This is a genomic window from Streptomyces barringtoniae, assembly GCF_020819595.1.
Classification (GTDB): domain Bacteria; phylum Actinomycetota; class Actinomycetes; order Streptomycetales; family Streptomycetaceae; genus Streptomyces; species Streptomyces barringtoniae.
The window spans coordinates 31,279-56,795 of sequence record NZ_JAJHNP010000006.1; the positions used below are offsets into that span (position 1 = coordinate 31,279).

24 protein-coding genes and 2 pseudogenes are annotated in these 25,517 nt (G+C 71.7%); 15 read left to right on the forward strand and 11 right to left on the reverse strand.

Annotated elements, in window-relative coordinates; genetic code table 11:
- The first annotated feature begins 233 nt into the window (after positions 1 to 233).
- Complete coding sequence (gene aceE, locus LMU33_RS11695; RefSeq protein ID WP_228619820.1) at positions 234 to 2,936, forward strand: pyruvate dehydrogenase (acetyl-transferring), homodimeric type; 2,703 nt, start codon at positions 234 to 236, stop codon at positions 2,934 to 2,936.
- Positions 2,937 to 3,198: 262 nt separating this feature from the next.
- Here aceE and LMU33_RS11700 read toward each other — a convergent pair.
- The 3 genes and pseudogenes from LMU33_RS11700 to LMU33_RS42300 all read right to left on the reverse strand — a co-directional run.
- Positions 3,199 to 3,674 (reverse strand): annotated as a pseudogene (locus LMU33_RS11700) (cellulose-binding protein); the annotation flags it as partial.
- Between the two features lie 147 nt (positions 3,675 to 3,821).
- Positions 3,822 to 4,148 (reverse strand): annotated as a pseudogene (locus LMU33_RS42295) (protein kinase domain-containing protein); the annotation flags it as partial.
- Positions 4,124 to 4,576, reverse strand: a complete 453-nt coding sequence (locus LMU33_RS42300; RefSeq protein ID WP_228619821.1) for a protein kinase domain-containing protein — start codon at positions 4,574 to 4,576, stop codon at positions 4,124 to 4,126. The pseudogene LMU33_RS42295 and the gene LMU33_RS42300, both read right to left, overlap by 25 nt.
- 82 nt (positions 4,577 to 4,658) lie before the next feature.
- Here LMU33_RS42300 and LMU33_RS11710 point away from each other — a divergent pair, with 82 nt between their 5' ends.
- Positions 4,659 to 5,675, forward strand: coding sequence for a helix-turn-helix transcriptional regulator (locus tag LMU33_RS11710; RefSeq protein WP_228619823.1), 1,017 nt, complete (start codon positions 4,659 to 4,661; stop codon positions 5,673 to 5,675).
- A 63-nt stretch (positions 5,676 to 5,738) separates the two neighbouring features.
- Complete coding sequence (locus tag LMU33_RS11715) at positions 5,739 to 6,260, forward strand: DUF4240 domain-containing protein (protein WP_228619825.1); 522 nt, start codon at positions 5,739 to 5,741, stop codon at positions 6,258 to 6,260.
- Between the two features lie 11 nt (positions 6,261 to 6,271).
- Here the strand turns inward: LMU33_RS11715 and LMU33_RS11720 are convergent, their stop codons facing one another.
- Both LMU33_RS11720 and LMU33_RS11725 read right to left on the reverse strand, forming a co-directional pair.
- A complete protein-coding gene (locus tag LMU33_RS11720; protein WP_228619827.1) occupies positions 6,272 to 6,541 on the reverse strand; it encodes a hypothetical protein in 270 nt (89 codons plus the stop codon).
- Positions 6,542 to 6,613: 72 nt separating this feature from the next.
- Entirely contained in the window at positions 6,614 to 7,528 is a 915-nt protein-coding gene (locus LMU33_RS11725) for a peptidoglycan recognition protein family protein (RefSeq protein WP_308280771.1), read from the reverse strand.
- Positions 7,529 to 8,171: 643 nt separating this feature from the next.
- Here LMU33_RS11725 and LMU33_RS11730 point away from each other — a divergent pair.
- The gene (locus LMU33_RS11730; RefSeq protein ID WP_228619828.1) at positions 8,172 to 9,356 is read left to right on the forward strand and encodes a MarP family serine protease; all 1,185 of its coding nucleotides are present in this window, start codon (positions 8,172 to 8,174) and stop codon (positions 9,354 to 9,356) included.
- 37 nt (positions 9,357 to 9,393) lie between these two features.
- On the opposite strand, the gene LMU33_RS11735 is transcribed toward LMU33_RS11730, so the two are convergent.
- The gene (locus LMU33_RS11735; protein WP_228619830.1) at positions 9,394 to 9,873 is read right to left on the reverse strand and encodes a GNAT family N-acetyltransferase; all 480 of its coding nucleotides are present in this window, start codon (positions 9,871 to 9,873) and stop codon (positions 9,394 to 9,396) included.
- Positions 9,874 to 9,937: 64 nt separating this feature from the next.
- On the opposite strand from LMU33_RS11735, the gene LMU33_RS11740 reads away from it, so the two are divergent.
- On the forward strand, positions 9,938 to 10,834 hold the full coding sequence (locus tag LMU33_RS11740; RefSeq protein WP_228619832.1) for a TIGR01777 family oxidoreductase: 897 nt from the start codon (positions 9,938 to 9,940) through the stop codon (positions 10,832 to 10,834).
- A 183-nt stretch (positions 10,835 to 11,017) separates the two neighbouring features.
- On the forward strand, positions 11,018 to 12,391 hold the full coding sequence (locus tag LMU33_RS11745; RefSeq protein ID WP_228619833.1) for an NAD(P)/FAD-dependent oxidoreductase: 1,374 nt from the start codon (positions 11,018 to 11,020) through the stop codon (positions 12,389 to 12,391).
- Positions 12,392 to 12,421: 30 nt separating this feature from the next.
- Here LMU33_RS11745 and LMU33_RS11750 read toward each other — a convergent pair whose 3' ends face one another.
- Positions 12,422 to 13,888 (reverse strand): NsdA family TPR-like regulatory protein, encoded by a 1,467-nt coding sequence (locus tag LMU33_RS11750; protein WP_228619835.1) that lies wholly within the window; start codon positions 13,886 to 13,888, stop codon positions 12,422 to 12,424.
- Between the two features lie 241 nt (positions 13,889 to 14,129).
- Here LMU33_RS11750 and lipB point away from each other — a divergent pair, with 241 nt between their 5' ends.
- From lipB to LMU33_RS11770, 4 genes are all read left to right on the forward strand, one after another.
- Positions 14,130 to 14,927 (forward strand): lipoyl(octanoyl) transferase LipB, encoded by a 798-nt coding sequence (gene lipB / locus LMU33_RS11755; RefSeq protein ID WP_228619837.1) that lies wholly within the window; start codon positions 14,130 to 14,132, stop codon positions 14,925 to 14,927.
- 118 nt (positions 14,928 to 15,045) lie between these two features.
- Positions 15,046 to 16,011 (forward strand): lipoyl synthase, encoded by a 966-nt coding sequence (lipA, locus tag LMU33_RS11760; protein ID WP_228619839.1) that lies wholly within the window; start codon positions 15,046 to 15,048, stop codon positions 16,009 to 16,011.
- A gap of 231 nt (positions 16,012 to 16,242) precedes the next feature.
- On the forward strand, positions 16,243 to 16,440 hold the full coding sequence (locus LMU33_RS11765; protein WP_228619840.1) for an SCO2195 family GlnR-regulated protein: 198 nt from the start codon (positions 16,243 to 16,245) through the stop codon (positions 16,438 to 16,440).
- 65 nt (positions 16,441 to 16,505) lie between these two features.
- Positions 16,506 to 17,195, forward strand: coding sequence for a DUF4191 domain-containing protein (locus tag LMU33_RS11770; protein WP_228619842.1), 690 nt, complete (start codon positions 16,506 to 16,508; stop codon positions 17,193 to 17,195).
- 17 nt (positions 17,196 to 17,212) lie between these two features.
- On the opposite strand, the gene LMU33_RS11775 is transcribed toward LMU33_RS11770, so the two are convergent.
- Both LMU33_RS11775 and LMU33_RS11780 read right to left on the reverse strand, forming a co-directional pair.
- The gene (locus LMU33_RS11775; protein WP_283844123.1) at positions 17,213 to 17,710 is read right to left on the reverse strand and encodes a flavin reductase family protein; all 498 of its coding nucleotides are present in this window, start codon (positions 17,708 to 17,710) and stop codon (positions 17,213 to 17,215) included.
- A gap of 94 nt (positions 17,711 to 17,804) precedes the next feature.
- The gene (locus tag LMU33_RS11780; RefSeq protein ID WP_228619843.1) at positions 17,805 to 18,275 is read right to left on the reverse strand and encodes an RDD family protein; all 471 of its coding nucleotides are present in this window, start codon (positions 18,273 to 18,275) and stop codon (positions 17,805 to 17,807) included.
- A 210-nt stretch (positions 18,276 to 18,485) separates the two neighbouring features.
- On the opposite strand from LMU33_RS11780, the gene glnA reads away from it, so the two are divergent.
- Positions 18,486 to 19,895, forward strand: a complete 1,410-nt coding sequence (gene glnA / locus LMU33_RS11785) for a type I glutamate--ammonia ligase (RefSeq protein ID WP_228619845.1) — start codon at positions 18,486 to 18,488, stop codon at positions 19,893 to 19,895.
- A gap of 176 nt (positions 19,896 to 20,071) precedes the next feature.
- Here the strand turns inward: glnA and LMU33_RS11790 are convergent, their stop codons facing one another.
- On the reverse strand, positions 20,072 to 21,346 hold the full coding sequence (locus tag LMU33_RS11790) for a glycoside hydrolase family 3 N-terminal domain-containing protein (RefSeq protein ID WP_228619847.1): 1,275 nt from the start codon (positions 21,344 to 21,346) through the stop codon (positions 20,072 to 20,074).
- Positions 21,347 to 21,751: 405 nt separating this feature from the next.
- Between LMU33_RS11790 and LMU33_RS11795 the strand changes: the two genes are divergently transcribed.
- The 4 genes from LMU33_RS11795 (at position 21,752) to pspAB (ending at position 25,083) form a co-directional block, all read left to right on the forward strand.
- Positions 21,752 to 22,861 (forward strand): PP2C family protein-serine/threonine phosphatase, encoded by a 1,110-nt coding sequence (locus tag LMU33_RS11795; protein WP_228619849.1) that lies wholly within the window; start codon positions 21,752 to 21,754, stop codon positions 22,859 to 22,861.
- Positions 22,862 to 23,157: 296 nt separating this feature from the next.
- Positions 23,158 to 23,409, forward strand: coding sequence for an SCO2583/SCO2584 N-terminal domain-containing protein (locus tag LMU33_RS11800; protein ID WP_228619851.1), 252 nt, complete (start codon positions 23,158 to 23,160; stop codon positions 23,407 to 23,409).
- 165 nt (positions 23,410 to 23,574) lie between these two features.
- Entirely contained in the window at positions 23,575 to 24,495 is a 921-nt protein-coding gene (gene htpX, locus LMU33_RS11805) for a zinc metalloprotease HtpX (RefSeq protein WP_228619853.1), read from the forward strand.
- A 3-nt stretch (positions 24,496 to 24,498) separates the two neighbouring features.
- Positions 24,499 to 25,083 carry a PspA-associated protein PspAB gene (pspAB, locus tag LMU33_RS11810; RefSeq protein ID WP_228619854.1) on the forward strand — a complete coding sequence of 195 codons (585 nt, stop codon included), beginning with the start codon at positions 24,499 to 24,501 and terminating at the stop codon, positions 25,081 to 25,083.
- A gap of 19 nt (positions 25,084 to 25,102) precedes the next feature.
- On the opposite strand, the gene LMU33_RS11815 is transcribed toward pspAB, so the two are convergent.
- On the reverse strand, positions 25,103 to 25,381 hold the full coding sequence (locus tag LMU33_RS11815) for a hypothetical protein (protein WP_228619856.1): 279 nt from the start codon (positions 25,379 to 25,381) through the stop codon (positions 25,103 to 25,105).
- Positions 25,382 to 25,517 lie beyond the last annotated feature (136 nt).

Genomic DNA, 25,517 nt, shown 5'->3' on the forward strand with positions numbered 1-25,517 from the left:
CTGCGAAAACAAGGCGATTTGGCGTCACCCGGTGCCATCGTCGAAGGCACCGGGTGCCTACTTTCCCGGTTTCAAGCATTTTTCGACCTCAACCCTTTGATCGATCATCGATCAGCGAGTTACAGTCGCCGACGGACTTCCACCGAGGTCCTAGCCCTGTCCTGCCAAAGACCTAGGGCACCCCCGAACCCTTACCGATGAGGGAACCCCCTTCGACTGAGGAAGGCGGCGACATGACCGACCCCAACGCCATCCAGCCGAGCGCGCTCGACCAGCTCCCGGACCGCGACCCGGAGGAGACCGCCGAGTGGCAGGCCTCCCTCGACGCCGTCGCCAGGGAGGCCGGGCCGCACCGCGCCGCGTACCTGATGCGCCGCACGCTGGAGCGCGCCGAGGCGGGCGGCATCGCGCTGCCGAAGCTCCTCGAGACGGACTACGTCAACACCATCCCGACCGCCGCCGAGCCCGCGGTGCCCGGCGACCCGGCGATGGAGGCCCGGATCACCGCGTGGAACCGCTGGAACGCGGCCGCGATGGTGACCCGTGGCTCGAAGTACGGCGTCGGCGGCCACATCGCCACCTTCGCCTCCGCCGCCTGGCTGTACGAGACCGGCTTCAACCACTTCTTCAAGGGCAAGGAGCAGGACGGCTCCGGCGACCAGCTGTACATCCAGGGCCACGCCTCTCCCGGCATCTACGCCCGCGCCTTCCTCGACGGCCGGCTGAACGAACACCACCTGGACAACTTCCGCCAGGAGGCCGGCGGCAACGGCCTGCCGTCGTACCCGCACCCGCGCCGCCTGCCCTGGCTGTGGGAGTTCCCGACGGTGTCGATGGGCCTCGGCCCGCTCTCCGCGATCTACCAGGCGCGCTTCAACCGTTACCTGACCAGCCGCGGCATCAAGGACGTCTCCGCCTCGCACGTGTGGGCGTTCCTCGGCGACGGCGAGATGGACGAGCCGGAGTCGACCGCGGCGCTCGCGCTCGCCGCCCGTGAGGAGCTGGACAACCTCACCTTCGTCATCAACTGCAACCTGCAGCGCCTCGACGGTCCGGTCCGCGCCAACTTCAAGATCGTGCAGGAGCTGGAGGCCCAGTTCCGCGGCGCCGGCTGGAACGTCGTCAAGACCCTGTGGGGCACCGCCTGGGACGAGCTGTTCGCCCTCGACACCACGGGTGCGCTGGTACGCCGCCTGCGCGAGGTACCGGACGCGCAGGTCCAGACGTACCAGACCCGCGACGCCGCCTACATCCGCGCCGACTTCTTCGGCAAGGACCCGGCGCTGGCGGAGATGGCGAAGCTGCTGAGCGACGACAAGATCCTCGAGTGCTTCCACCTCTCGCGCGGCGGCCACGAGGCCCGCAAGGTCTACGCCGCGTACAAGGCCGCCGTCGAGCACAAGGGCGCGCCGACCGTGATCCTGGCCCAGACGGTCAAGGGCCACACCCTCGGCGAGGGCTTCGCGTCGAAGAACGCCAACCACCAGATGAAGAAGCTGACGGTGGACGAGTTCAAGGCGATGCGCGACCTGCTCGACCTGCCGATCAAGGACAGCGACTTCGCCGACGGCGTGGTGCCCTACGGCCACCCGGGCGCCGACTCCCCCGAGGTCCGCTACCTGCAGGAGCGCCGCGCGGCCCTCGGCGGCCCCGCCCCGGCCCGCCGCACGCACGCCCTGGCCCCGCTGCCGGCCCCGGCCGAGAAGGCCTTCGCCTCCTTCGACAAGGGCTCCGGCTCGCAGAACGTGGCCACCACGATGGCCTTCGTCCGGCTGGTCAAGGACTTGGTCCGCGACAAGGAGACGGGCAGGCGCTGGGTGCCGATCGTCCCGGACGAGGCGCGCACCTTCGGCATGGAGAGCCTGTTCCCGTCCCTGGGCATCTACTCCCCCAAGGGCCAGACGTACGAGCCGGTCGACCGCGACCAGCTGATGTACTACAAGGAGGCCAAGAACGGCCAGATCCTCAACGAGGGGATCACCGAGGCCGGTTCGATGGCCGACTTCATCGCCGCGTCCACCGCGTACGCGACGCACGGCGAGGCGATGATCCCGTTCTACATCTTCTACTCGATGTTCGGCTGGCAGCGCACCGCCGACCAGATGTGGCAGCTCGGCGACCAGCTCGGCCGCGGCTTCCTCGTCGGCGCGACCGCGGGCCGTACGACCCTCACCGGTGAGGGCCTGCAGCACGCCGACGGCCACTCCCCGGTCATCGCCGCGACCAACCCGGCCGCGCTGACGTACGACCCCGCGTTCGCCTACGAGATCGCGGTGATCGTCCGTGAGGGTCTGCGCCGGATGTACGGCGAGGCCAAGCCGGGCGAGGACCAGAACGTCTTCTACTACCTGACGGTCTACAACGAGCCGCTGCCGCAGCCCGCCAAGCCGGCCGGCCTCGGCATCGACGAGGGCATCGTCAAGGGCCTGTACCGCTTCAACACGGTGGAGTCGGCGGGCCTGTCCCCGGCCGCCAACGCCCCGCGGATCCAGCTGCTGGGCTCGGGTACGGCGATCCACTGGACCCTTCAGGCGCAGAAGCTGCTCGCCGAGGAGTGGGGTGTCGCGGCCGACGTCTGGTCGGCGACCTCCTGGACCGAGCTGCGCCGCGACGCGATGGAGGCGGACGCCGCCCTCCTGCGCGGCGAGGAGCGGGTGCCGTACGTCCGCCAGGCGCTGCAGGGCGCCGAGGGCCCGGTGCTGGCCGTCTCCGACTACATGCGCCAGGTCCCGGACCAGATCGCGCAGTGGGTCGAGCAGGACTGGTCCTCGCTGGGCGCCGACGGCTTCGGCCTGTCGGACACCCGTGATGCCGCCCGCCGCCACTTCGGCGTCGACGCCGAGTCGATCGTCGTCGCGGCGCTGGCCCAGCTCGCCAAGCGCGGCGAGGTGAAGGCCACTGCGGTCAAGGAGGCCCGGGAGAAGTACGGGCTGTAAGCCTGATCGGTCGCCGTTGCGGCGGACAGGGAGGGTGCGCCTTCTCCGTCCGCCGCGACGGCGTTGTGTCAGCCCTTGGTGGGGCGCGGTGCCTGCGCGGTCTGCTCCCATCCGGTCAGCGCCGTGTGCAGTTCCGTCAGCTCGCGCATGATCGTGGCGCGCTGTTCGACCAGTCCGCCGACCGGGGTGAATCTGCTGTCGGCGATGATCGCGGCGACCGTGCGTCTCAGCCCGCTCAGCGCCTCGTTCGAGAGGATCCGGCCGGCCTTCTCCTGCGCCTCGGTCACCATCTCCTCGGCCCGGCGCTCGGCGTCGGTGCGCAACCTCTCGGCCTCCAGGCGCAGTTGCTCGGCACGCCCCTCGATCTCCGTGAGCCGTTTCTGCGCCTTGTCCTGCCGCGCGGCAAGATCCCGTTCGGACTGCTCGCGCCGTTTGGCGAGGTTGGTCTCGAAGTCGGCGGCGGCCCGCGCGGCCACGGCGCGGGTCTCCTCGAAGAGGGCATCGGCCTCTTCGCGCTTGGCCTGCGCGTCCTGCTGGGCCTGCGGCAGCAGCCCGGCGGCCTCGGCCTTCGCCTGTTCGACGATCCGCACGCCCTCGCGCTCGGCCCGGGTCCTGCGCTCCGTGAACGTAGGCCTCCGTGTCGGCGCGCACCTGCCGGGCCGCCGCCTCCGCCAGCTCCCGGTGCTGCCCGGCGGCGCGCGCGGCCTCCTCGCGCAGCTCCCGGGCCTCCTCCAGGGCGGCTTCGCGCAGCGCGGCGGCCTCTCCCCCGGCGGCGGCCGGCCCCGTCGGGGATGCCGCCTCGGCGCCCAGCTCGTCCAGCCGGTCGAGGACTTCGCGGGCCGTGGCGGGTCGCTCCTCGGGGGTGCGCGACAGCAGATCGAGGACGAGCGTGTCCAGCTCGGGCGGGACGGCTGCGTTCAGCCTGCGCACCGGCTCGATCCGCCCCTCCAAGAGCAGGTGCATCTGCGCGTACGGGTTGTCGGCGACCAGCGGGGGCCGGCCGGTGAGCATGAAGTGGAGCAGGCAGCCGAAGGAGTACAGGTCGGTGCGGTGGTCCACGGTGCGTTCGCCGCGCGCCTGCTCCGGCGACATGTACAGCAGGCTGCCGATGGCGACGCCGGTGCCGGTCAGGCCGCTGACGAGCACGGTGTCGCCGAGGAACTTGGCTATGCCGAAGTCCAGCACCTTCAGATCGCCCTCGGCGTCGAACATGACGTTCTCGGGCTTGATGTCCCGGTGCACGTGCCCTGCCGGTGCGCGGCGTCCAGCGCGGCGGCGACCTGCCGTCCCCAGGCCACGGCGCGCCGCCAGGACGGACGTTCCTGCACGACCGCGTCGTACAGGGTCCGCCCGGTCAGGCGTTCCATCACCATGCGGAGCACGCGTTCGTCGTCCAGGACGGCCTCGCCGCAGTCGTGGGCGATGACCGTGTACCTGCCGGGCAGCTGTGCCGCGGACCGGATCTCCTGGCGGAACCGGAGGAAGGTCTCGTGCTCGCCGATCCCGGGCAGCGCGGTGACGAGCTTGACCGCGACCTCCCGGTGCATCCGGGTGTCGCGGGCCGCCCACACCTGCCCCATCCCGCCCCGGCCCAGCCGTTCGACCAGTTCGTACCGGCCGTCGAGGATCTCCCCCCGCATGCCCCACCCCTTCCCCGCTCCCCATGTGCCTCCACGTAGGAGATCACCGCCGGGCCGGCGGGCTTCGTGACAGGCTGGCGCCATGCGCGCGGCCCGGCTCATCAAGATGGTGCTCCTGCTGCAGTCCCGGCCGTCCATGACCGCCGCCGAACTCGCCCGGGAGCTGGAGGTGTCGGAGCGGACGGTCACCCGGGACGCGCAGGCGCTGTCGGAGGCGGGCGTGCCGGTGTACGCGGACCGGGGCCGGGCCGGCGGCTACCGGCTGGTCGGCGGGTACCGGACGCGGCTGACGGGGCTGGCCAGGAGCGAGGCGGAGGCGCTGTTCCTGAGCGGGGTGCCGGGGGCGCTGCGGGAGATGGGGCTGGAGGACGCCGCCTCCGCGGCCCGGCTGAAGGTGTCCGCGGCGCTGCTGCCCTCGCTGCGGGACGCCCCGGACAGCGCCGCCCAGCGGTTCCATCTGGACGCGCCGGCCTGGTTCCGGGAACCGGAGACGCCCGCGCTGCTGCCGGCGGTCGCGCGGGCGGTGTGGGACGACCACCGCGTCCTCGCCCGCTACCGGCGCGGCGAGAGTGAGGTGGAGCGGGTGCTGGAGCCGTACGGGCTCGTGCTCAAGGCGGGCGTCTGGTACCTGTGCGCGCGGGTGGCCGGCGCCGGCTCGTTCCGGACCTACCGGATCGACCGGTTCGGCGCCGTGGAAACCCTGCAGGAACGCTTCACCCGTGATCCGGAGTTCGATCTGCCCGGCCACTGGGCCGAGCAGGCCGAGCGGTTCGCGCGCTCGATCCTGCACGCCGAGGTCGTCGTACGGCTGTCCCCGGAGGGGGTGCGGATGCTGCGGTACGCCGTCGATCCGTTGGCGGCGCGCGAGGCGCTGAGCGGGCCGTGCGAGCCGGACGGGGCCGGCTGGGTCACGGTGACGCTGCGGGTGGAGTCCGAGGAGGTGGCGCACGGACAGCTGACGGCGCTGGGTGCGGAGGCGGAGGTGCTGGCCCCGCAGGCCCTGCGGGAGCGGTTCGCGCGGGACGCGGCGCGGCTGGCCGCGCTGTACGGCGATCCGCGCCCCCGGGGCCGTACGAACGCCGGATCGGACGCCGGATAACGATCCGCCGCACTCCGGCGTACTCCGCGTGCGCCCCACCGGTGGAGGCCCGATGCTGGTGGCGTGATGGACGAGACGGAGTTCTGGGAGCTGATCGACGCCGCCCGCGAGACCGCCGAGGGTGACCCCGAGGAACAGGCCGACGTGCTCGTGGACCGGCTGCTCCAGCTGGACCCCGAGCTGATTCTGGACTTCGCCCGTCACTTCGAGGCCCGCTACAACCGCGCCTACCGATGGGACCTGTGGGGCGCGGCCTGGGTACTGCTGGACGGGGCCAGCGACGACGCGTTCGACTTCTTCCGGTGCTGGCTGATCGGCCAGGGCCGGGAGGTCTACGAGGGCGCCCTGCACGATCCCGACTCGCTGGCGGAACTGCTGGAGGAGTTCGACGAGGAGATCGACGGCGACGGCGAGGAACTGGGCTACGCCGCGGACGAAGCCTATGAGCAGCTGACCGGCACCGTCGCGCCCGACCTGGGCATCGCCCCGGCGCCCGCCGAACCGGAGGGCTCGCCGGTGGACTTCGAGAACGAGCGGGCTCTCGCCGACCGCTTCCCGCGGCTGTGGGACCGCTTCCGGGAGTAGCCCGGCCCGGCTCAGTCGGCCGTGCGCCTGCGGGTGCTGTCGGCAGGCAGGTACACCTGGATCTGGTCGGCCCGCACCGCGTGGTGCAGCGGCGCGGCGTTGGCCTGGTCGAGGGCGGACGCGGTGGCCGCGGCCGGGCCGAGAACGACGGTCGCGACCGCGCAGAGCACCGCCCAGGGACCGCGCGCGGTCCCGGTCCCCCTCGCCCGCTCCGTGGTCCCGGCCGTGCCCTCGACCGTGCTCTCGTCCGGGGACTTCGCTCGGACACGACTGCTGTTCATGATCCCCACCTCCGGTCGGCTGGTGATGTGCACGACCGTAGGGCGCGGGGCTCGGAGCGGGCTGCGTGGTGCCTAGGGGATTGCTGTGAGCCGTGCCGTGGCGGTCCGGCCCTGCAGGCGCGCGGCCTTCTCCCTGATCTCGGGGAGGCGGGCGGTGAGCGCGGCGCCGGGGCAGCTGGTCATGAACCCGGCCTGGTGGCCGGCCAGGGCGGGCAGGGTGGCGGTGGTGCCCTGCTTGTAGCGGCTGAGGCTGTTGCTGGAGACCAGGCGGACGCTCGCGCGCGGGTCGATGCCGGCCAGGCCCAGTTTCCAGGCGGCCAGGGCGGCGATCGCGTCCGTCATGGCCCGGGGCACGGGGACACCGGCGGTGAAGGTGCCGAGGGCGGCTATGCCGGCCGTGCGGTGGTTGAAGCCCTGGGTGTGGGCGCCGGTGACGGGCCGGTCGGTGCCTCCGGCGCGGCCTTCGTAGATGGTGCCGCAGCGGTCGACGATGAAGTTGTAGCCGATGTCGTCCCAGTTCCGGACGCCGGTCTGGCCGGCGTACAGGCGGCGGATGATCTCCGGCGCGTCGGCGCAGTTGTAGTCGCTCGGCGAGTCGGTGTGGTGCAGGAAGACGGCGACGACCTTGTCGTCGTAGCGCGGCGGCGGCTGGACGCGCCCGGCGGTGCCCAGCCAGACGGAGCGGGGCACGATGTGCGGCCGGGGGGCGCGGTGGGTGACCGGCGTGCGGAGCCGGACGGGCCGGTCGAGGCCCGCCGTGGCGGGGCGCTCGGCGCCGCCGGCGCTCAGGGCGAGCACGAGGACTGACACCAGCCCGGGCAGACAGCCGAGCAGCACCAGCAGGGCGCCGGGTATCCGCCGGGCTCCCCGGCGGCATGGCTCCGGCGTACCCGCCCCCTCCGGCGTCTCCAGCAGACCGGGCGTGTCCGGCGGACCCTGCGTGTCCAGGGTGTCCGGCGGCCCGGGCGGGTCCGGCGGCTTCGGCATCCCCGGTGTCCCCGGACCCGCGGATAGCTCCGGTGCCCTTCCCGCCCCCGGCGTCCGCCTGCTCGGCGTCGGTGGGAACCCGGACCCCTCCGTGGTGCTCAGGTCTGTCGGAGCCTGCGGGGTCTCGTCAGCGCTCCGGCGTCTCAGGTGTCTCGTCTGTCTCATGGGTCTCGGTCTCAGGCGTCTCATGGATATCAGGAGCCTCAGATGTGGTCTCAGGAGTTCCAGCAGTCCCGTGCGCCCCCGGGCCGCGGACGTCCGCCGCTCCCCGGAGCACTCCGGCAGCCCGGCTGCCCCCGGCATCCGGGCGGTCTCCGGCATACGCTGCATACCGGAGGTTTCCCCCGGCTCCGGTGTCCCCGGCAGCTTCGGCTGCGGTGTCCCCGGCCCGCCCAGCGGCTTGCGCCTGCCGAGCGTCTCCAGTCTTTTTCGGACGGCGTGCATGAGCCCACTCTCGGGCGGCCGGGCCGTGCCCGCGATGTGCGCTCTGCCACCTGGCGGAACCATCATCCCGGTCCGGCACGTTTCTGGGGGTACACACATACGTGGCCGGTTCGCCGCCCGGTGGCCGTGCCCGTGAGTGGGTGACTGATCACCGGACCCGTCCCGTGCGTACTGAGGGGTCCGAGAGAAAGGCGGCTCCGTGGACCTGCTCGACCTGGTGCTCGTGCTGGTGATCCTCGTCTACGCGGCGTCCGGTTACCGGCGCGGGCTGGTGGCCGGCTGCGTCTCGCTGGCCGGGTTCGTCGGCGGTGCCGTCGTCGGCGTGTGGGTGCTGCCCTGGGTGACCGGCCTGGTGGAGCGCGGCACGGCCCAGGCGACGGCGCTCGCGGTGGTGACGGTCCTGGTGCCCGCGGTGGTGGGGCACGAGTTGGCGGGCCGGCTGGCACTGCGCCTGCGCGGGGAGCTGGACCGGGGTCCGCTGCGGGTGCTGGACGGGCTCGGGGGCGCGGCGGCGAACTCGGTGGCGGTGCTGATCGTGGCCTGGGTGGCGGCGAGCGTGCTGGGCGCGGCCCCGTCGCAGACGCTGAACGCGGCGATACGGAACTCGACGCTGCTGGGCGCGGTGCAGGACGCGATGCCGGACACCACGCCCGCGTGGTTCTCACGGGCCACTTCGGCGCTGACCGAGGCGGGTTTCCCGCAGGTCTTCAACCCGTTCGAGAACGAGTCGACGGCAAGGGTGGCCCGGCCCTCCGGTGACAGCGTCACCCCGGCCGCGACGAGTGCCGCGAAGCTGAGCACGGTGAAGATCGAGGGCGCCGCGGGCAACGAGGGCCGCGAGGGCAGCGGTTTCGTCTACTCCGCGCAGCACGTGATGACCAACGCGCACGTGGTGGCGGGCATCGACCACCCGAGCGTGCGGGTCGGCGGCGTGGGGCGGTCGTATCCGGCCCGGGTGGTGCTCTTCGACCCCGACCGGGACGTGGCGGTGCTCTATGTGCCCGGGCTGAGCGCCCCGGTGCTGCACTTCGACACCAGCGCGACGCGCGGGGACTCGGCCGTCGTCGCGGGCTATCCGCAGGACGGCGGGCTGGACCTGCAGGCGGCGACGGTGGCGAGCCGGGTGCGGGCGACCGGGCAGAACATCTACAACGACGCCGCGGTCACCCGGGACATCTACTCGATCCGCTCCACGGTCCGGCCGGGCAACTCCGGCGGCCCGCTGCTGACCACGGCCGGCAAGGTGTTCGGGGTGGTCTTCGCGCGCTCCACCTCGGACGCCGAGACGGGGTACGCGCTCACGGCGTCCGAGGTGACGGGCGACGCCCGGCGCGCGGCCACGGCGACGGTGTCGGTGGACACCGGCCAGCTGGTCAGCTCGTAGGCCGGCCGCCGGGCTCCGGCCGGCCGGCTCCCGGCGGTCAGACGCGCCGGCCCATGAGCACGTCGTCGACGTAGGCGCCGTCGAGGAAGAACTCCTGCGGCTGCACTCCCTCGACGGCGAACCCCTCGGACTCGTACAGCGCGCGGGCCGGGGCGTTGTGCCCGAGCACGCGCAGGCTCAGCCGCCGTGCGCCGCGCCCGCGCGCCTCCTCGACGGCGGCCCGGATCAGCGCGCGACCGAGGCCCTGCCCGCGGGCGTCGTCGGCCACGGCCAGGCCCTGGATCTGCAGGACGTGCGCGTTGGCGGCGAGCCGGGTCGGGCGGGCGATGCGGACATAGCCGAGGACCTGCCCGTCGGCCTCGGCGACCAGGTAGTCCTCCGGCAGGTGGCGCTCGTCGAAGAACGGCCCCTCCGGCGGGGGCGACACGGCGTGCAGGGTGGACCAGGTGGCCCGGTCGAGGGCGGCCAGTTGCTCCTCGTCGGCGGGCACGGCGATGCGTATGTACGGCTCCGGCATGACGATCACCCTACGGCGGCCCGCCGGAGCACCTCCCGGGGTTTTCGGCGGGCATGCTGGGGCCATGGAACGTATGCGTATCGCGGTGGCCGGCGCGTCCGGGCTCATCGGCAGCGCCCTGGTGCGGTCCCTGACCGCGGACGGGCACGAGGTGGTACGACTGGTACGGCGGGCGGCCGCGGGCCCGTACGAGGTCTGCTGGGACCCCGAGGGTCAGTACGTGGACGCGGCCGGGCTGACCGGCTGTGCCGCGGTGGTGAACCTGGCCGGGGCGGGCATCGGTGACCGGCGCTGGACGCCGTCGTACAAGCGGCTGCTGCGGGACAGCCGGGTGCTGGGGACGGCCGCGCTGGCGGAGGCGGTGGCCGCACTGCCCGAGCCGCCGCGGGTCTTCGTCAGCGGCAGCGCCATCGGCATCTACGGCGACACCGGCGAACGGGCGGTGGACGAGGACGCCCCGCCGGGCGACGGCTTCCTGCCCTCGCTGTGCGTGGAGTGGGAGGAGGCCGCGGCGCCCGCGCAGGAGGCGGGCGTGCGGACGGTGTTCGCGCGCACGGGCCTGGTGGTGGCGCGTGGCGGCGGGGCCTGGGGGCGGCTGTTCCCGCTGTTCCGGGCGGGGCTCGGGGGGAGGCTGGGCGACGGTCGGCAGTACTGGTCGTACATCGCGCTGCACGACGAGGTCGCCGCGATCCGGCATCTCATCGACCACGACACCCTCTCCGGGCCGTTCAACCTGACGGCCCCGCAGCCGCTGACGAACCGTGAGATCACCGCGGCGATGGCCCGCGTGCTGCACCGCCCCGCCCCCTTCGCGGTCCCGGCGCCGGTGCTGCGGGCGGTGCTGGGCGAAATGGCGGGGGATGTGCTGAGCAGCCAACGGGTGGTGCCCAAGCGGCTGTTGGAGTCGGGGTTCCGGTTCGCGTTCCCGGGGATCGAGGAGGCGATCCGTTCCGCGGGGTGAGCCGGGCGTCTGCAACGCCGGCGAACGGACGTGACCGTATGCGACCTCTATGCGACCGTGCCCTGTTGATGCGCGACTGTTCGTGACCGATCTCGGACCTAACCTCGAGGCGAACTCGGGTATCCCCGGAGCCAGTTGGGGGCATGACGTCTCCACCGGCCGCGCAACCACAGGAGGGGCCTCGTGCTTGAGCCCGCGTACCAGGTGGACGTCGTCATCGTGGGAGCCGGAATCGCCGGACTCTCGGCGGCTCATCGGCTGACCAGCGCAGGAATCTCGACCGTCGTCCTCGAGGCCGCCCCCTGCGTCGGCGGCCGCATGTCGACGGAGAAGGTCGACGGCTTCCGGCTCGACCGCATCGGACAGCTGCTGTCCACGTCCTACCCCGAACTCCGCACGACCCCGGGCCTGGACTCCCTGGTCCTGCGCGCCTTCGCGCCGGGCGTCCTGCTGCACCGCGACGGACGCACCCACCGCGCGGGCGCACCGGCGGCCGGAGGGAGCACACGGGGCGCAAGGGGCGCACTCCATGTGGTGCGCGCCCTCGCCAGCGCCCCCAGGGGACCGGCGGCCACCCCGGGCCGGGCCGGCGCGCCGGTGGGCGGCGCGGTGGACCAGGCCCGGCTCGGCGCCGCGCTGGGGCGGATAGCCGCCACCCCGGTGGAGCGCATCCTGGCCCGCCCGGAGATGGCCGCCCGCCAGGCCCTCGCCCAGCGCGGGATGCCGCCGCGCACGGTCGACGGCTTTCTGCGGCCGCTGCTCGCCACCCTGCTGTGCGACCCGGAGCTGACCACCTCCAGCCGATGCGCCGACCTCGCGCTGCGCGCCTTCGCGAGCGGCCGGCTGTGTGTGCCGGAGGGCGGCGCGGACGTACTGCCGGAACTGCTGGCGCGGGCGCTGCCGCCGGGCACCGTGCACACCGGGGTGCGGGTCACCTCGGTGGCCACGACCTCGGTGGCCACCGCCGAGCACGGCGAGATCCGCTGCCGGGCCGTGCTGCTGGCGACCGACGCACGGGCGGCCGCGGAGCTGCTGCCGGGCCTCAGGGTGCCGGACTTCCACCCGGTGACGGTGGTCCACCACACCACCGACGACCCGGCGACGGGCTTCTCCACCGGCACCTCGCTGCTGCTGGACGCCGACCGCGGCGGGCCGGTGGCGCACACGGCGGTGCTCAGCACCGTGGACCCGAGCCGGGCGCCGGTCGGCCGGGTGCTGATCTCCTCGACCGTGCTCGGCACACCGCCGGAAGGGATCGACACCGCCGTCCGCATCCACCTCTCCCGCCTCTACGGCACCTCGACGCGCCGCTGGGAGACGCTGGCGGTGCACCACACCCCGGAGGCGGTCCCGGCCATGCGCCCGCCCCACGACCTGCGCCGTCCGGTACGCCTGCTGGCCGGCCTCTACGTCTGCGGCGACCACCGCGACACCAGCACGCTCCAGGGCGCCCTGCACTCCGCCCACCGCGCGGCAGCGGCGATCCTGGCCGACCTGGGCGCCGGGGGTTCCCTGAACCGGGCCGACCCGGCACCGACGTTGCCGCGAGCGGCATAGAGGATCGCGGCGAGCCTGCTCAGGGCACCCTCATCCCAGCGCCGCGACCTTCTCGCGATACCCCCGCACCGGTGCCGCATCCCGATACGGCTCCAGTCGCCGCTCGAAGTCCCGCACGTACTCGATCGCGCGGGCGGACCGCATCTCCGCCGCCTGCCCGGCGGCCTCGGCGGCCAGGGTGCACGCCTGGTCGAGTTCGCCGAGGCCGAGGCGGGCCGTGGCGAGGACGACGCGGCAGAAGAGCCGGCTGCGGACGTAGGAGGGCGCACGGAGCTGGAGCGAGCGTTCGGCGTGCTGGGCGGAGGCCCGGAACTGCTGCAGATCCCGGTGGCAGTGCCCGAACTCGTCGGCGAGCTGCGCCTCGTCGAAGAACTTGGCCCAGTACGGCACCTCGTCCCCGGGCCGGGCCGCCTCCAGGGCGCGCTCGGCCCGCACGAGCGCCGCCGTGCACGCCCGCACCTCGCCGAGCACGCCGTGCGCCCTCGCCTCGGAGGCGTGCAGCAGCGCCTGCACGACCGGCGGGCCGCCGGTCCCCATGCCCTGCTGGGCGACACGGACGAGTTGTACGGCCTCCCTGCCGTGGCCGAGATAGACGGCCTGCCGGCTCATGGTGACCAGGACGTAGGAGCCGTACGCCCGGTCGCCGGCCGCCTGGGCGAGCCGCAGGGCCTGCACGAAGTAGCGCTGGGCGAGTCCGTGCGCGGCGATGTCGTACGAGGTCCAGCCCGCGAGCCGGGTCAGGTCGGCGGCGGCGCCGAACAGCTTGCGGCCGGTCTGCTCGTCGTAGCTGCCGCGGAGCATCGGCTCGCACTCGTGCTCCAGATAGCGCACCAGGGCCTGCCGGGCGTGGCCGCCGCCGTACCGGTCGTCGAGGGTGCGGAACAGCTCGCCGACCGAGCGCAGCGCGTTGATGTCGCCCCCTGTCACCCTCTGGCCGGGGGCGCGGTCGGCGTGCCCGCGCGCCCGGGGTGGCAGTGGCAGCGGCCGGCCCTGGGGCTTGACCGGGGCGGGACGGACCTGCGCGGGCACCCGGGGTACCGGTTCACGGGCCACCTTGTCGTCAGGCTTGCCGATCAGCCAGTCCCGGCTGGGCACCACGAGCCCCGCCGGGGTGAACGCGATCTTGCGCAGCTCGGCGTGGCTGCCGGAGTCCTTGCGCCACAGCCCGCCGACGATGTCGACGGCCTCTTCCGGGGTGGCCGCGAACTCCAGCCCGGCGTACACCGGCGCGCAGGCGTCCAGGCCGAGATCCTGGGCCGTGAGCCGGCGCCCGAGCCGGCGTGTGAAGACCTCGGCGATCAGGGCTGGGGTCGTACCCCTGGGCTGTTGTCCGCGCAGCCAGCGGGTGACCGAGGTCTTGTCGTATCTGAGGTCGAGCCCGTGCTCGAGGCCGAGCTGGTCGACGCGACGGGCCAGACCCGCGTTGGAGAACCCCGCTTCTGCGATGAGCGCGGCGAGTTGGCGGTTGGGGGTGCGCTGCGCGGGTCGGTCCGTCATCTGCGGTGCGGTCTCCTGCCTTCCGGGCCTGTCGAAGTGCCCGGTTTGCCTTTGAGCAGCCCTTATGGCCTCACGAACGGCGCGAATGTAGCGGAGGGTGAGCAGGCGATCGCACATTCCACGGGGCATTCATCCGATCGTGTGAGGAACGCCCGCAGGGCTGACGTACGCCGGTCGGACGTACAGTGGCGTGGGCGCGTTACGTGCCTGACACACCGGTTCGCTGAGGGAGGCCCTTGCCGTGAGTGAGTTGCGGTTCGTTCGCATGGGGTTCGGTGCGGATGCCGTCGATTACCAGGAGGCCTGGGACGAGCAGCGCCGGGTGCACGCGGCCCGGTTCGCCGACGAGGTCCCGGACACCGTGATCCTCCTGGAGCACCCCCCCGTGTACACGGCCGGCCGCCGCACCGAGGACAGCGAGCGTCCGCTGGACGGCACCCCGGTCATCGACGTGGACCGCGGCGGCAAGATCACCTGGCACGGCCCCGGCCAGCTGGTGGGCTACCCGATCCAGAAGCTCCCGCGCCCGGTGGACGTGGTCGCGCACGTACGGCGCCTGGAGGAGGCGCTGATCCGCACCTGCGCCGAGTTCGGCCTGGAGACCACCCGGGTCGAGGGCCGCAGCGGCGTGTGGGTGCTCGGCGACCCGATCGAGCAGCGGCCGGCGCTCGGCGGGCTGTCCCTGGACTTCGACCCGCGGATGAGCGACCCGGAGTTCGACCCCCGCCTCAACGGCCCCGAGTACGCCCCGTCCAACGCGGGCCAGCGGCGCGAGGACCGCAAGATCGCCGCGATCGGCATCCGGGTCGCCAAGGGCGTCACGATGCATGGCTTCGCCCTCAACGTGAACCCCGACAACAAGTGGTTCGACCGGATCATCCCGTGCGGGATCCGGGACGCGGGGGTCGCCTCCCTCGCGGCCGAGCTGGACCGGGACATCACCATCGAGGAGGTCCTGCCGGTGGCCGAGAAGCACCTGCGGGACGTCCTGGAGAACGCGGACCTGAAGCCGCGGGTGATCGAGAAGGCGTCCGCCTGAGCCGGCCGGACGTGGGGGAATGCGGCCTGCGACCGCGAGGTTGATCTCCCCGGCAGGGCGCAATGAGCACGGGCGTACCCTGGTGTACGCCGAAGAATCGAAGTCACAGGGAGCCGACGTGTCCGCAGTCTCACCGGACGGACGCAAGATGCTGCGCCTGGAGGTCCGCAACAGCCAGACCCCCATCGAGCGCAAGCCCGAGTGGATCAAGACCCGGGCGAAAATGGGTCCCGAGTACACGAAGATGCAGAACCTCGTGAAGAGCGAGGGCCTGCACACCGTGTGCCAGGAAGCCGGCTGCCCGAACATCTACGAGTGCTGGGAGGACCGCGAGGCGACCTTCCTCATCGGCGGCGACCAGTGCACCCGGCGCTGTGACTTCTGCCAGATCGACACCGGCAAGCCCGAGGCCCTGGACCGCGACGAGCCGCGGCGCGTCGGCGAGTCCGTGGTCACGATGGACCTGAACTACGCCACCATCACCGGCGTCGCCCGCGACGACCTGGAGGACGGCGGCGCCTGGCTGTACGCGGAGACCGTGCGCCAGATCCACGCGCAGACGGCGGGCCGAGAGGGCGGCCGGACCAAGGTCGAGCTGCTGGCTCCCGACTTCAACGCGGTCCCCGAGCAGCTGGCGGAGGTCTTCTCCTCCCGCCCCGAGGTCTTCGCGCACAACGTCGAGACGGTCCCGCGGATCTTCAAGCGGATCCGCCCCGGCTTCCGCTACGAGCGCTCCCTGAAGGTCATCACCGAGGCCCGCGACCACGGCCTGGTGACCAAGTCGAACCTGATCCTCGGCATGGGCGAGACCCGCGAGGAGGTCAGCGAGGCGCTGAAGAAGCTGCACGACGCCGGCTGCGAGCTGGTCACCATCACCCAGTACCTGCGCCCCTCCGTCCGGCACCACCCCGTCGAGCGCTGGGTGAAGCCGCACGAGTTCGTGGAGCTGAAGGAGGAGGCCGAGCAGATCGGCTTCTCCGGTGTGATGTCGGGTCCGCTGGTGCGGTCGTCGTACCGGGCCGGGCGCCTCTATCAGATGGCCGTCGAGAAGCGTGGTTCGTTCGTCGCCACCCAGGCGGTGTGAGCCCGCGCGTGTGAATTCGCGCACAAGTAGCTACTGGCCAGTAATGGCCGAGTCGACGCGGTCCTGACCGTCCTCGCTGATGAGGGCGGGCATCAGGGCCGCGTCAGCGTTTCAGTGCTCTGTATCAAGGCTTCATTGGTGTTTGACCGGTCGGACACGCCCTGGTAACACCAATCAGTGACTCTGGTATCACGCCTCGTACACCGTCCGCTCCGAGGGGGGACCTCGATCATGCAGGCCGCGCCCGTACGCGCCACCGCCATCCCGTCCTTCACCGACGCTCTCCGCGCCGTCGAGTCCCTGCTCATGAGCAGCGGTCAGCGCACCGCCCGGCGCAACGCGTGGACCTCCGTGCTGGAGGACCGCCGGCGTGCCAAGGACCGGGTGGAGGCGCAGCGTGTCCTGGAGCAGGCCGCCGGCCGCTCCTGAGCCCACCGGACGTGCACCGGGCACTGCCGTCGTCGGCACTCCCGGGGCCACGTAGACTTCGTGACATGGCGAGGAAGGAAACCGCGGCGGACGCCGCGAACGCAGGGCGACTGAAGCAGATCGCTCTCACCTACAAGATGACCCGCAAGGTCGACACGAAGATCGGTCTTGTACTCGGGGCCGTAGGCATCGGCACCCTCGCTGTCTTCCTTGTGATCGGCTTCTTGCTCGGCCACCCGGTTTACCTGGGCATCTTCGGCCTGCTGATCGCGCTGCTGGCGACGGCGATCGTGTTCGGCCGCCGGGCCGAGCGCGCCGCCTTCGGCCAGATGGAGGGTCAGCCGGGCGCCGCGGCCGCCGTGCTGGACAACATCGGCCGGGGCTGGACGACGACTCCGGCGGTGGCGATGAACCGCAGCCAGGACGTGGTGCACCGGGCCGTGGGCAAGGCCGGCATCGTGCTGGTCGCCGAGGGCAACCCGAACCGGGTGAAGAGCCTGCTGGCCGCCGAGAAGAAGAAGATGAACCGGATCGTCGCGGACGTACCGGTGCACGACGTGATCGTCGGCACCGGCGAGGGCCAGGTCGAGCTGAAGAAGCTGCGTACGACCCTGCTGAAGTTCCCGCGCGTGCTCACCGGTCCCCAGGTGACGGCCACCAACGACCGGCTGCGGGCCCTGGGCGACCTGATGAGCAACATGCCGCTGCCGAAGGGGCCCATGCCCAAGGGCATGCGGATGCCGAAGGGCCGCTGACCCCGCGGCGCGGCCGGTCAGCACAGGCGCCGGAACTCCCGCTCGCAGTAGACCATCGGCGAACCCTCGCCCAGCCGCACTCCCGTTACCCGGCCGATCAGGATCGTGTGATCCCCGGCCGGGTAACGCGCGTATGCGGCACAGTCCAGCTGTACGGGCGCCTGCCGCACCGTCGGGCCGAAGGGGCTCGGCTGCAGCAGGGCGTCGGAGAACTTGTCGGCGCCCTTGGTGGCGAACAGCAGGGCCAGCGGCTGGTGCTCCGGGGCCAGCACGCTCACCGCGAAGTGGTCGCACCGCGCGAAGACCGCCGCGGAGTCGGCCGTCTCCGCGAGACACACCAGGACCAGCGGTGGCTCCAGGGAGACGGAGCAGAAGGAACTCGCCGTGAAGCCGCGCGGGGTGCCGTCCTCGCAGCAGGCGGTGACCACCACCACGCCCGACGGAAAGCGCGCCATGGCGTCCCGGAACTCCTCGGGCGTCACCTCGGCCGCCATCACATCCTGAGCATCGGTCATACGGCGACGATGCAGCCGCCGGTTCGACCGGGCAACCGGGTGGCGGCATCTGGACGACGGCCGGGCGCGGGTGCGGACCCGCGGCCGGGAACGGTCAGATCCGGACCTCTACGGTCTTCGCCAGCCTGTCGTGCAGCCCGCGGCCGTCCCGGTCCCAGATCAGCGCCGGAATCGCGAGGCACAGCAGGACCGTGCGAAGCAGCGACCGCAGCGGATTGACCGTGCCGGTCTCCAGAGCCACCACCCTGATGCCGAAGAGCCGCTTGCCCGGGGTGAAGCCGATCGTGCCCACGGTCAGCACGCTCATGACGAAGAAGACGCCGAGCGCCCAGTTGCTCGTCGCAGGCACCCGGTAGCCGTTCGTGATCAGGCCGTATGCGATCAGAACGCTCAGTGCCCAGTCCAGGGCGAGGGCGCCGAGCCGCCGTCCCTGGCGGGCGATAGAGTTCGGTCCCTCCTCGGGGAGGCCGAGCTGCTCACCTCGGTAGCCGAAGTCCGCACCGGCCTCTTCCATGGCCGCGCGGGGCCCGGAGAGCCACGATCCGAGTGCTTGCCTGTTGTCCACCCGTCAACGGTACTGCGCCCGGATTCGCGCACTGTGGCGAGGGGTGTGTCGGGGCTACCGTGGACACGTGGCCGGTTAACTTCTGCGAAACAAACGGGTCACGCCCGAGAAATCACCCGTCCCTAGGGTCAAGACCAGCGTGTGCCACCGCACTGGCTGCACGAACGATCTACCACCCCGGCGAGGACGGTCGGGAGTAGGAGGAGCTGGATGTTCCAGAACGCCGACGAGGCCAAGAAGTTCATCGCGGACGAGGACGTCAAGTTCATCGACGTCCGCTTCTGCGACCTGCCGGGCGTGATGCAGCACTTCACGGTGCCGGTCGAGGCGTTCGACCCGGACGACGAGCTCGCCTTCGACGGATCCTCGATCCGCGGCTTCCAGGCCATTCACGAGTCCGACATGGCCCTGCGCGCCGACCTGTCCACCGCCCGTGTGGACCCGTTCCGCCGCGACAAGACCCTCAACATCAACTTCTTCATCCACGACCCGATCACGGGCGAGCAGTACTCCCGTGACCCGCGCAACGTGGCGAAGAAGGCCGAGGCCTACCTCGCGTCGACCGGTATCGCGGACACCGCGTACTTCGGCCCCGAGGCCGAGTTCTACGTCTTCGACTCCGTCCGCTTCGCGACCAGCGCGAACGAGTCCTTCTACCACATCGACTCCGAGGCGGGCGCCTGGAACACCGGTGCCCTCGAGGACAACCGTGGTTACAAGGTCCGCTACAAGGGCGGCTACTTCCCGGTCCCGCCGGTCGACCACTTCGCCGACCTGCGCGCGGAGATCTCCCTGGAGCTGGGCAAGGCCGGCCTGCAGGTCGAGCGCCAGCACCACGAGGTGGGCACCGCCGGCCAGGCGGAGATCAACTACAAGTTCAACACCCTGCTCGCCGCCGCCGACGACCTGCAGCTCTTCAAGTACATCGTGAAGAACGTGGCCTGGCGCAACGGCAAGACCGCGACCTTCATGCCGAAGCCGATCTTCGGTGACAACGGCTCGGGCATGCACGTGCACCAGTCGCTGTGGAGCAACGGCGACCCGCTGTTCTACGACGAGGCCGGTTACGCGGGCCTGTCGGACACCGCCCGCTACTACATCGGCGGCATCCTCAAGCACGCCCCGTCGCTGCTGGCCTTCACCAACCCGACGGTGAACTCGTACCACCGTCTGGTGCCGGGCTTCGAGGCGCCGATCAACCTGGTGTACTCGCAGCGCAACCGCTCCGCGGCCATGCGCATCCCGATCACCGGCTCCAACCCGAAGGCCAAGCGCGTCGAGTTCCGCGCCCCGGACTCCTCCGGCAACCCGTACCTGGCCTTCTCCGCCCTGCTCCTCGCGGGTCTGGACGGCATCAAGAACAAGATCGAGCCGGCCGAGCCGATCGACAAGGACCTGTACGAGCTGGCTCCCGAGGAGCACGCGAACGTCGCCCAGGTCCCGACCTCGCTGCCGGCCGTCCTCGACTCGCTCGAGGCCGACCACGAGTTCCTCCTCCAGGGCGACGTCTTCACGCCGGACCTGATCGAGACGTGGATCGACTTCAAGCGCACCAACGAGATCGCGCCGCTGCAGCTGCGTCCGCACCCGCACGAGTTCGAGCTGTACTTCGACGTGTGATATCGCCCCAGGTCAGAGCGGGTGACCGCTCCCCTGGGCCGTCTGTGGGCCGTCGGCCGGCTCTCCTCGCGCAGGAGAGCCGGCCGACGGCCTTTTGCCTGGGCACCGCGGGCGCATTCGGCCCGCTCCCGGCTGTCCGGCCACCGCCGGCTCTTCTTTGTTGAGCCCCTTCGTGCTCAGGAGCACAGATTCACGTGTCGGGCGGCCAGGACGTGCCCCGCCGCGTCGATGAGGCGGCTGCGGGCGAGGTGCCCGCCGGCCACCGCGTTGGTGATTGCCGTGGCGATCGAGGAGGTCTGGGAGCCGGTGTTGCCGCCCAGGTCGAACATGACCATGTCGGCGCCGGAGCGCAGGGCCTGGACGGCGGCGGTGGAAACGCTGAAGCCGGCTGCGGAGATCGCCTTGGCGCTGAGCGAGTCGGTGACCACGAGCCCCTTGAAGCCCAGCTTGCCGCGCAGCTCGGAGGTGATGGCGGTGGGGGACAGGCTCGCCGGGTTGGTGCCCAGGCCCGGCACGGTGTTGTTGGAGACCATGATGGCCGGGGCGCCGGCCTTGATGGCCGCTGTGAACGGCGGGATGGCCACCTTCTGCAGGGTGGACCAGGGCAGGGTGCGGGCGGGGCCGAAGTCGGAGTTGTAACTCGAGCCGCCGAGGCCCGGGAAGTGCTTGACGACGGGTATCACACCTCCGGCGCGCAACCCGTTCATGTACGCGACACCGTCCTTGGAGACCACCGGGGTGCTGCCGCTGAAGGACCGCAACCCGTCGGGGTTGGTCTTGCTGGGAGCCACGTTCCTGCCGTCGACGTCGACCACCGGCGCGAGGTCCATGTTCACCTGGGCGGCCGCCATCTTGGTCGCGACCTTGGTGACGTTCTGCTGGATCTGTGCCGGGGTCCAGTGCGTGCCCATGTAGGCGGCCCAGGGCAGGGAACCGACGAGGTTCGCCATGCGCTGGATGCCACCCCCCTCCTCGTCGGTCATCACCAACAGGCCCACATGGCCCGGTACATGCGTCTTCAGGGTGGTCAACCGGGAGCCGAGGTCTGACGGCGCCTTGCTGCCGAACAGCAGCACACCGCCCGCACCGGCGCTCACCTCGGAGGTGATGTCGGACACCGAGGTCTCCGACACCGGGACGGCGACGGTCAGCATGGCCAGCCGACGGTTCGACCACCCGGCCAGCTTCGTGCTGTTGGTGCACGCGGTGGCGGTGGCGGTGAAATCCGGACTGAATGACGAAGGGGCGTGGGAAGGCGCGGTGGACGGCGTCCGGGAGACGCCGGGGCTGCTGGAGTGCGGGGCCGCCCTGGGCGTGCTCGTGCCGCAGCCCGACAGGAGCGTCGCCGTGACGGCGGCGGCCGTGCCCAGTCTTCGTGCGTTCCTGGCCCGGCCGGGGAGCCGTGGCGGTGCTGCCGCGCTTCTGCGGTCACGGTACGACGGGAGAGCCATTGCTCGACCTCCTTCGGGAAGTCGCGACGGTGCCCGCCGCGCTGAAGGCCGCATCAGTACGAGGTGGGTGCCGCGACGCGTGAGATGCGTACGACTCCGTATTTCGTCGCTGGTCGTAGTCGGAGTGCCAGGATCTCGCGCCTTGGAGTCGAACGAAAGTCCAGCGGATGTGAGTGGGTCGCTCGGGAACCGACTTGCATCGGGCTCCACCCCGCTCGCAGCGCCGTTCACGGTGGGACGGATGCGGGGCGGTGCCCTCGGGGGGCGGGAAACGGCGCGGGCCAGGAGTTCGGCACGCGCCGGCCGGCGCACGAGGCGGGCGGGCACAGGTCCCTGCAGGCCGGCATCCGCGGACGGCCCGTATCGTGAAAAAGAGACAGAGCTGCGGGGCAAGGCAGGCACGTCATGAAGGTACCGGCGGTGGACTACGCGGCGGTGTTCCAGGCCCTTCCCGGGGCGGTGGCGCTGGTGACTCCGCAGCTGGTCTACGCGGACGCCAACGCGGAGTTCCTGCGCCTCCGGGGCCTTGCCCGCGAGCAGGTGGTCGGTCGCTTCGTGCCCGATGACCACCCCGAAAAAGCCCCCGCTGAGCCTCTCCTGCTCCGGGTTCTGGCGTCACTGCGCCAGGCGGCGGGCACCGGTGAGCGCAGCATCGTGGCGTTGCAGCGCTACGACAAGGAGGACCCGGACGAGCCCGGAGTGTGGCACGAGCGGTACGTGAACATGACCAACATCCCGGTGTTCGGGTCGGATGGACGGGTGGCGCTGCTGCTGCATCGGGTGGAGGACGTCACCGAACTCATCCGCGCCCGTGAAGTCGCCCTGACCCTGCAGGAATCCATGCTGCCCGCGTTGCGCCCGGCCGGCCGGCATCAGGCGGCCGTACGCTACCGGCCCGCCGCCGAAGCGCTGAACGTGGCCGGCGACTGGTACGACCTGGTCGACCTGCCCGGCGACCGCATCGCCGTCGCCGTCGGCGACGTCGTCGGCCACGGCCTGCCCGCGGCCTGCGTCATGGGACAACTGCGCAGCGCCCTCACCGCCGCCTGCCTCATCGGCAAAGGCCCCGCCCGCGCTCTGGAAGTCCTCGGGTTGTACGCCCGCACCCTCGACGGCGCCGAGAACACCACCGTCGCCACGGCATTCATCGACTGGGAGACCCGCACCCTCACCTACAGCTGCGCAGGCCACCCCCCACCCGGGCTCCTCCACAGGGACGGGACCGTCGAGTTCCTCGACCAGGCCACCGACCCGCCGCTGGCCGCGCGCCCTGAACACGGTCCCCGGATCCAGGCTGGCGCGGCCTTCGGCGAGGGCGCCGTTCTCGCGCTCTACACCGACGGCCTGATCGAACGCCGCGGCGAAGACATCGACACCGGCCTTGCCCGGCTCGCCGACTCCCTGGCGCGCCACCAGACGGACGACCCCGAAGCCCTCGCCGACGCCGTGCTCACCGACCTGCTCCCACCCGGTGGCGCCACCGACGACACCGCTCTGGTCCTCGTGCGCCTGTGAATCCGGCCCGCGACGTTCGCCTGTCCGTTCGGACCCCGTCGAGGACAACGACGACGTCCGCGCAGGTCAGAGCAACAGTGCCGTCGGTCCGCCGAGGTGACCGAGCCAGGTCGTCACTTCTTCGACGTGTGACAGACGCGGCGCCACTGCAAGGCCCCTCGGCTCCGCCGGGGGGCCTCCGGTGTGTTCCAGGCCGTGAGACACCAGGGCGAGGGAACTTTTTCCCGCTTCCCGGACTTCCTACTTCCGGGGGATCATCCCTCCTGACCCTGCCGGACGAGAGAGGTTGAACGGGGATGACGGAACAGGACGACTGGGAGCGGGAATTCGATCACCGCTGGGCGAATTCCGCCGAGCACAAGGAGCCCTCGGCCCGGGCCCGGATGCTCGCCGCGCGCTGGAAGGAGAACCCGCCGAATCCGGCACCCTTCCGCGCCGACCCCGAGCCGGGGCCGCGCCGGGCGTCGTGGGCGTCGACGGCCATGGTCTTCGGCTGTGTGATCGCGGTCATGGTGCTGATCGGGCTGCTGCAGTTCGGGGCGTCGTAGCCGGGCGGCCCGTACCCGGCGCACGGTGACCGGGGACGCTCAGCGACAGTCGGCCGACCCACAGGTACGTTTTGCTGCTCCTAGGGACGTTCGGGACCTGTTCATGGGAGTCGGCTGGTGCACACTGGACAGCGGGACGAGTGCCTGACTGCGGGGTGATGCAAGATGCAGAGCCGCTTCCGGAGCGACCGACGGCTGACCGTGCGCATGGGTCTGACGATGTTCCTGCTCGGTCTGCTGTACGTGGGCTTCGTCGCCGCGCTGATCGCGCTGCTGAGGTCCTGGGTGCTGGTCGTCGTGGTGGTCGGGGCGATGTTCGTCGCACAGTTCTGGTTCTCCGACCGGATCGCCATGTTCGCGATGCACGGCCGGGTCGTGGAGCGCGAGGAGTATCCCGAGCTGCACGCGGTGATCGACCGGCTGTGCGCGATCGCGGACATGCCCAAACCGGTGGTCGCGGTGTCCGACATGGACATGCCGAACGCGTTCGCGACCGGCCGCAATCCCGACCACGCCGTGGTCTGTGTGACCACGGGGCTGCTACGGCGGCTGGAGCCGGCCGAGCTGGAGGGCGTGCTCGCGCACGAGCTGTCGCACGTGGCGCACAAGGACGTCGCGGTGATCACGGTCGCGTCCTTCCTGGGTGTGCTGGCGGGCCTGATCGTGCGGTTCGCCTTCTACTCGCAGCTCTTCGGCGGGGGCCGCCGGGACCAGAACACAGCCGCCGTCTTCGCCGCGATCATGGGCGTCTCCGCGGCGGTGTACGCGATCAGCTTCCTGCTGATCCGGGCGCTGTCCCGGTACCGGGAGCTGGCGGCGGACCGCGCGGCCGCGCATCTCACCGGCCGCCCGTCGGCGCTCGCCTCGGCGCTCACCAAGGTTACCGGGGACATCGCCCGGATCCCGAGCAAGGACCTGCGCACCGCCCAGGCCTTCAACGCCTTCTACTTCACCCCGGCGACCGGCAAGGAGCCGGGCATCGAGCGGATCTTCTCCACCCACCCGACCCTGGAGCAGCGGCTGGAACAGCTGGGCCGGATCTCGGCGGAGCTGGGCGAGGCCGCCACTCCCGGGAAGGCGGGCTGAGCGTTGGGGCTGCTCGACATCCTGCTGGGCCGTACGAAACCGGTCGCGCCCGATCTCGACCAGCTCTTCGCGCTGCCCTCGGCGGCCGTGACCCTGCAGGCCACGGCCGGTTTCACACCGACCGGGACCGGTGCGGTGTGCTTCGCCACGGTGGAGGGCGCGGCCTTCGAGCAGACTCACCGGGAGGTGCAGGCGCTGCTGGACGCGGACAGCGACCGCGGCGGACTGCCGGTGGAGCTGCGCCGGGACGACTACGGCTACTCCTGGCTGGTGTCCGCGCGCAGCCCCGAGCAGCTGCCGGAGCTGGTCAACGACCTGCACGCGGTGAACAGCGCGCTGGAGATCAACGGCTTCGGCCCGCAACTGCTGTGTTCACTGGCCGCCTTCACGGACGACGACGGCCGCAAGCTGGCGCTGGTCTACCTCTACAAGCGGGGCACCTTCTACCCCTTCGCTCCCCTGCCCGGCGCTGCCGAGCGGCGGGACAACGCGCTGGAGCTCCAGGTGAAGGCGGCGCTCGCGAACGATCTGCGGATCGAGCAGGACCTCGGCCGCTGGTTCCCGGTATGGGGCGCCCCCGGCCTGTGACCGGGGCCGCCCCACGCCCTCACCTGCTCTTTTCGCGCTCCTGCCGACGGGTCTCGAAGGGCCGTTCCCGGCGGTAGCGGCGCTCCCACTTCGCCAGCCGGTCCCGGCGCTCGCGGTAGGCGCGGTAGTTCTCCGGCGTGGGCGGGGTGCCGGCGCCGGCGGGTGGTGGCGTGCCGGGGGAACCCCGTCCGTGCGTCGCGTACAGGTAGAGCAGCGCGACGGCGGCGAGCCACCACAGATGGTTTCCGATTCCGAGGATCACCAGGACGACGGTCGCGGATGCGACGATGCCACGCATGACGGACCTCCGTGGGGTGAGTGTGGCGGGGGTGGAGTGTGTCGGCTTCGTGCCGTTTGTTCAGAGTAGGGAGGCCGTGGCGGCGGCCGCATCCCGTTTTCCGCCCGGCGGGAGGGAGCCGTGAGTGAATGACCCC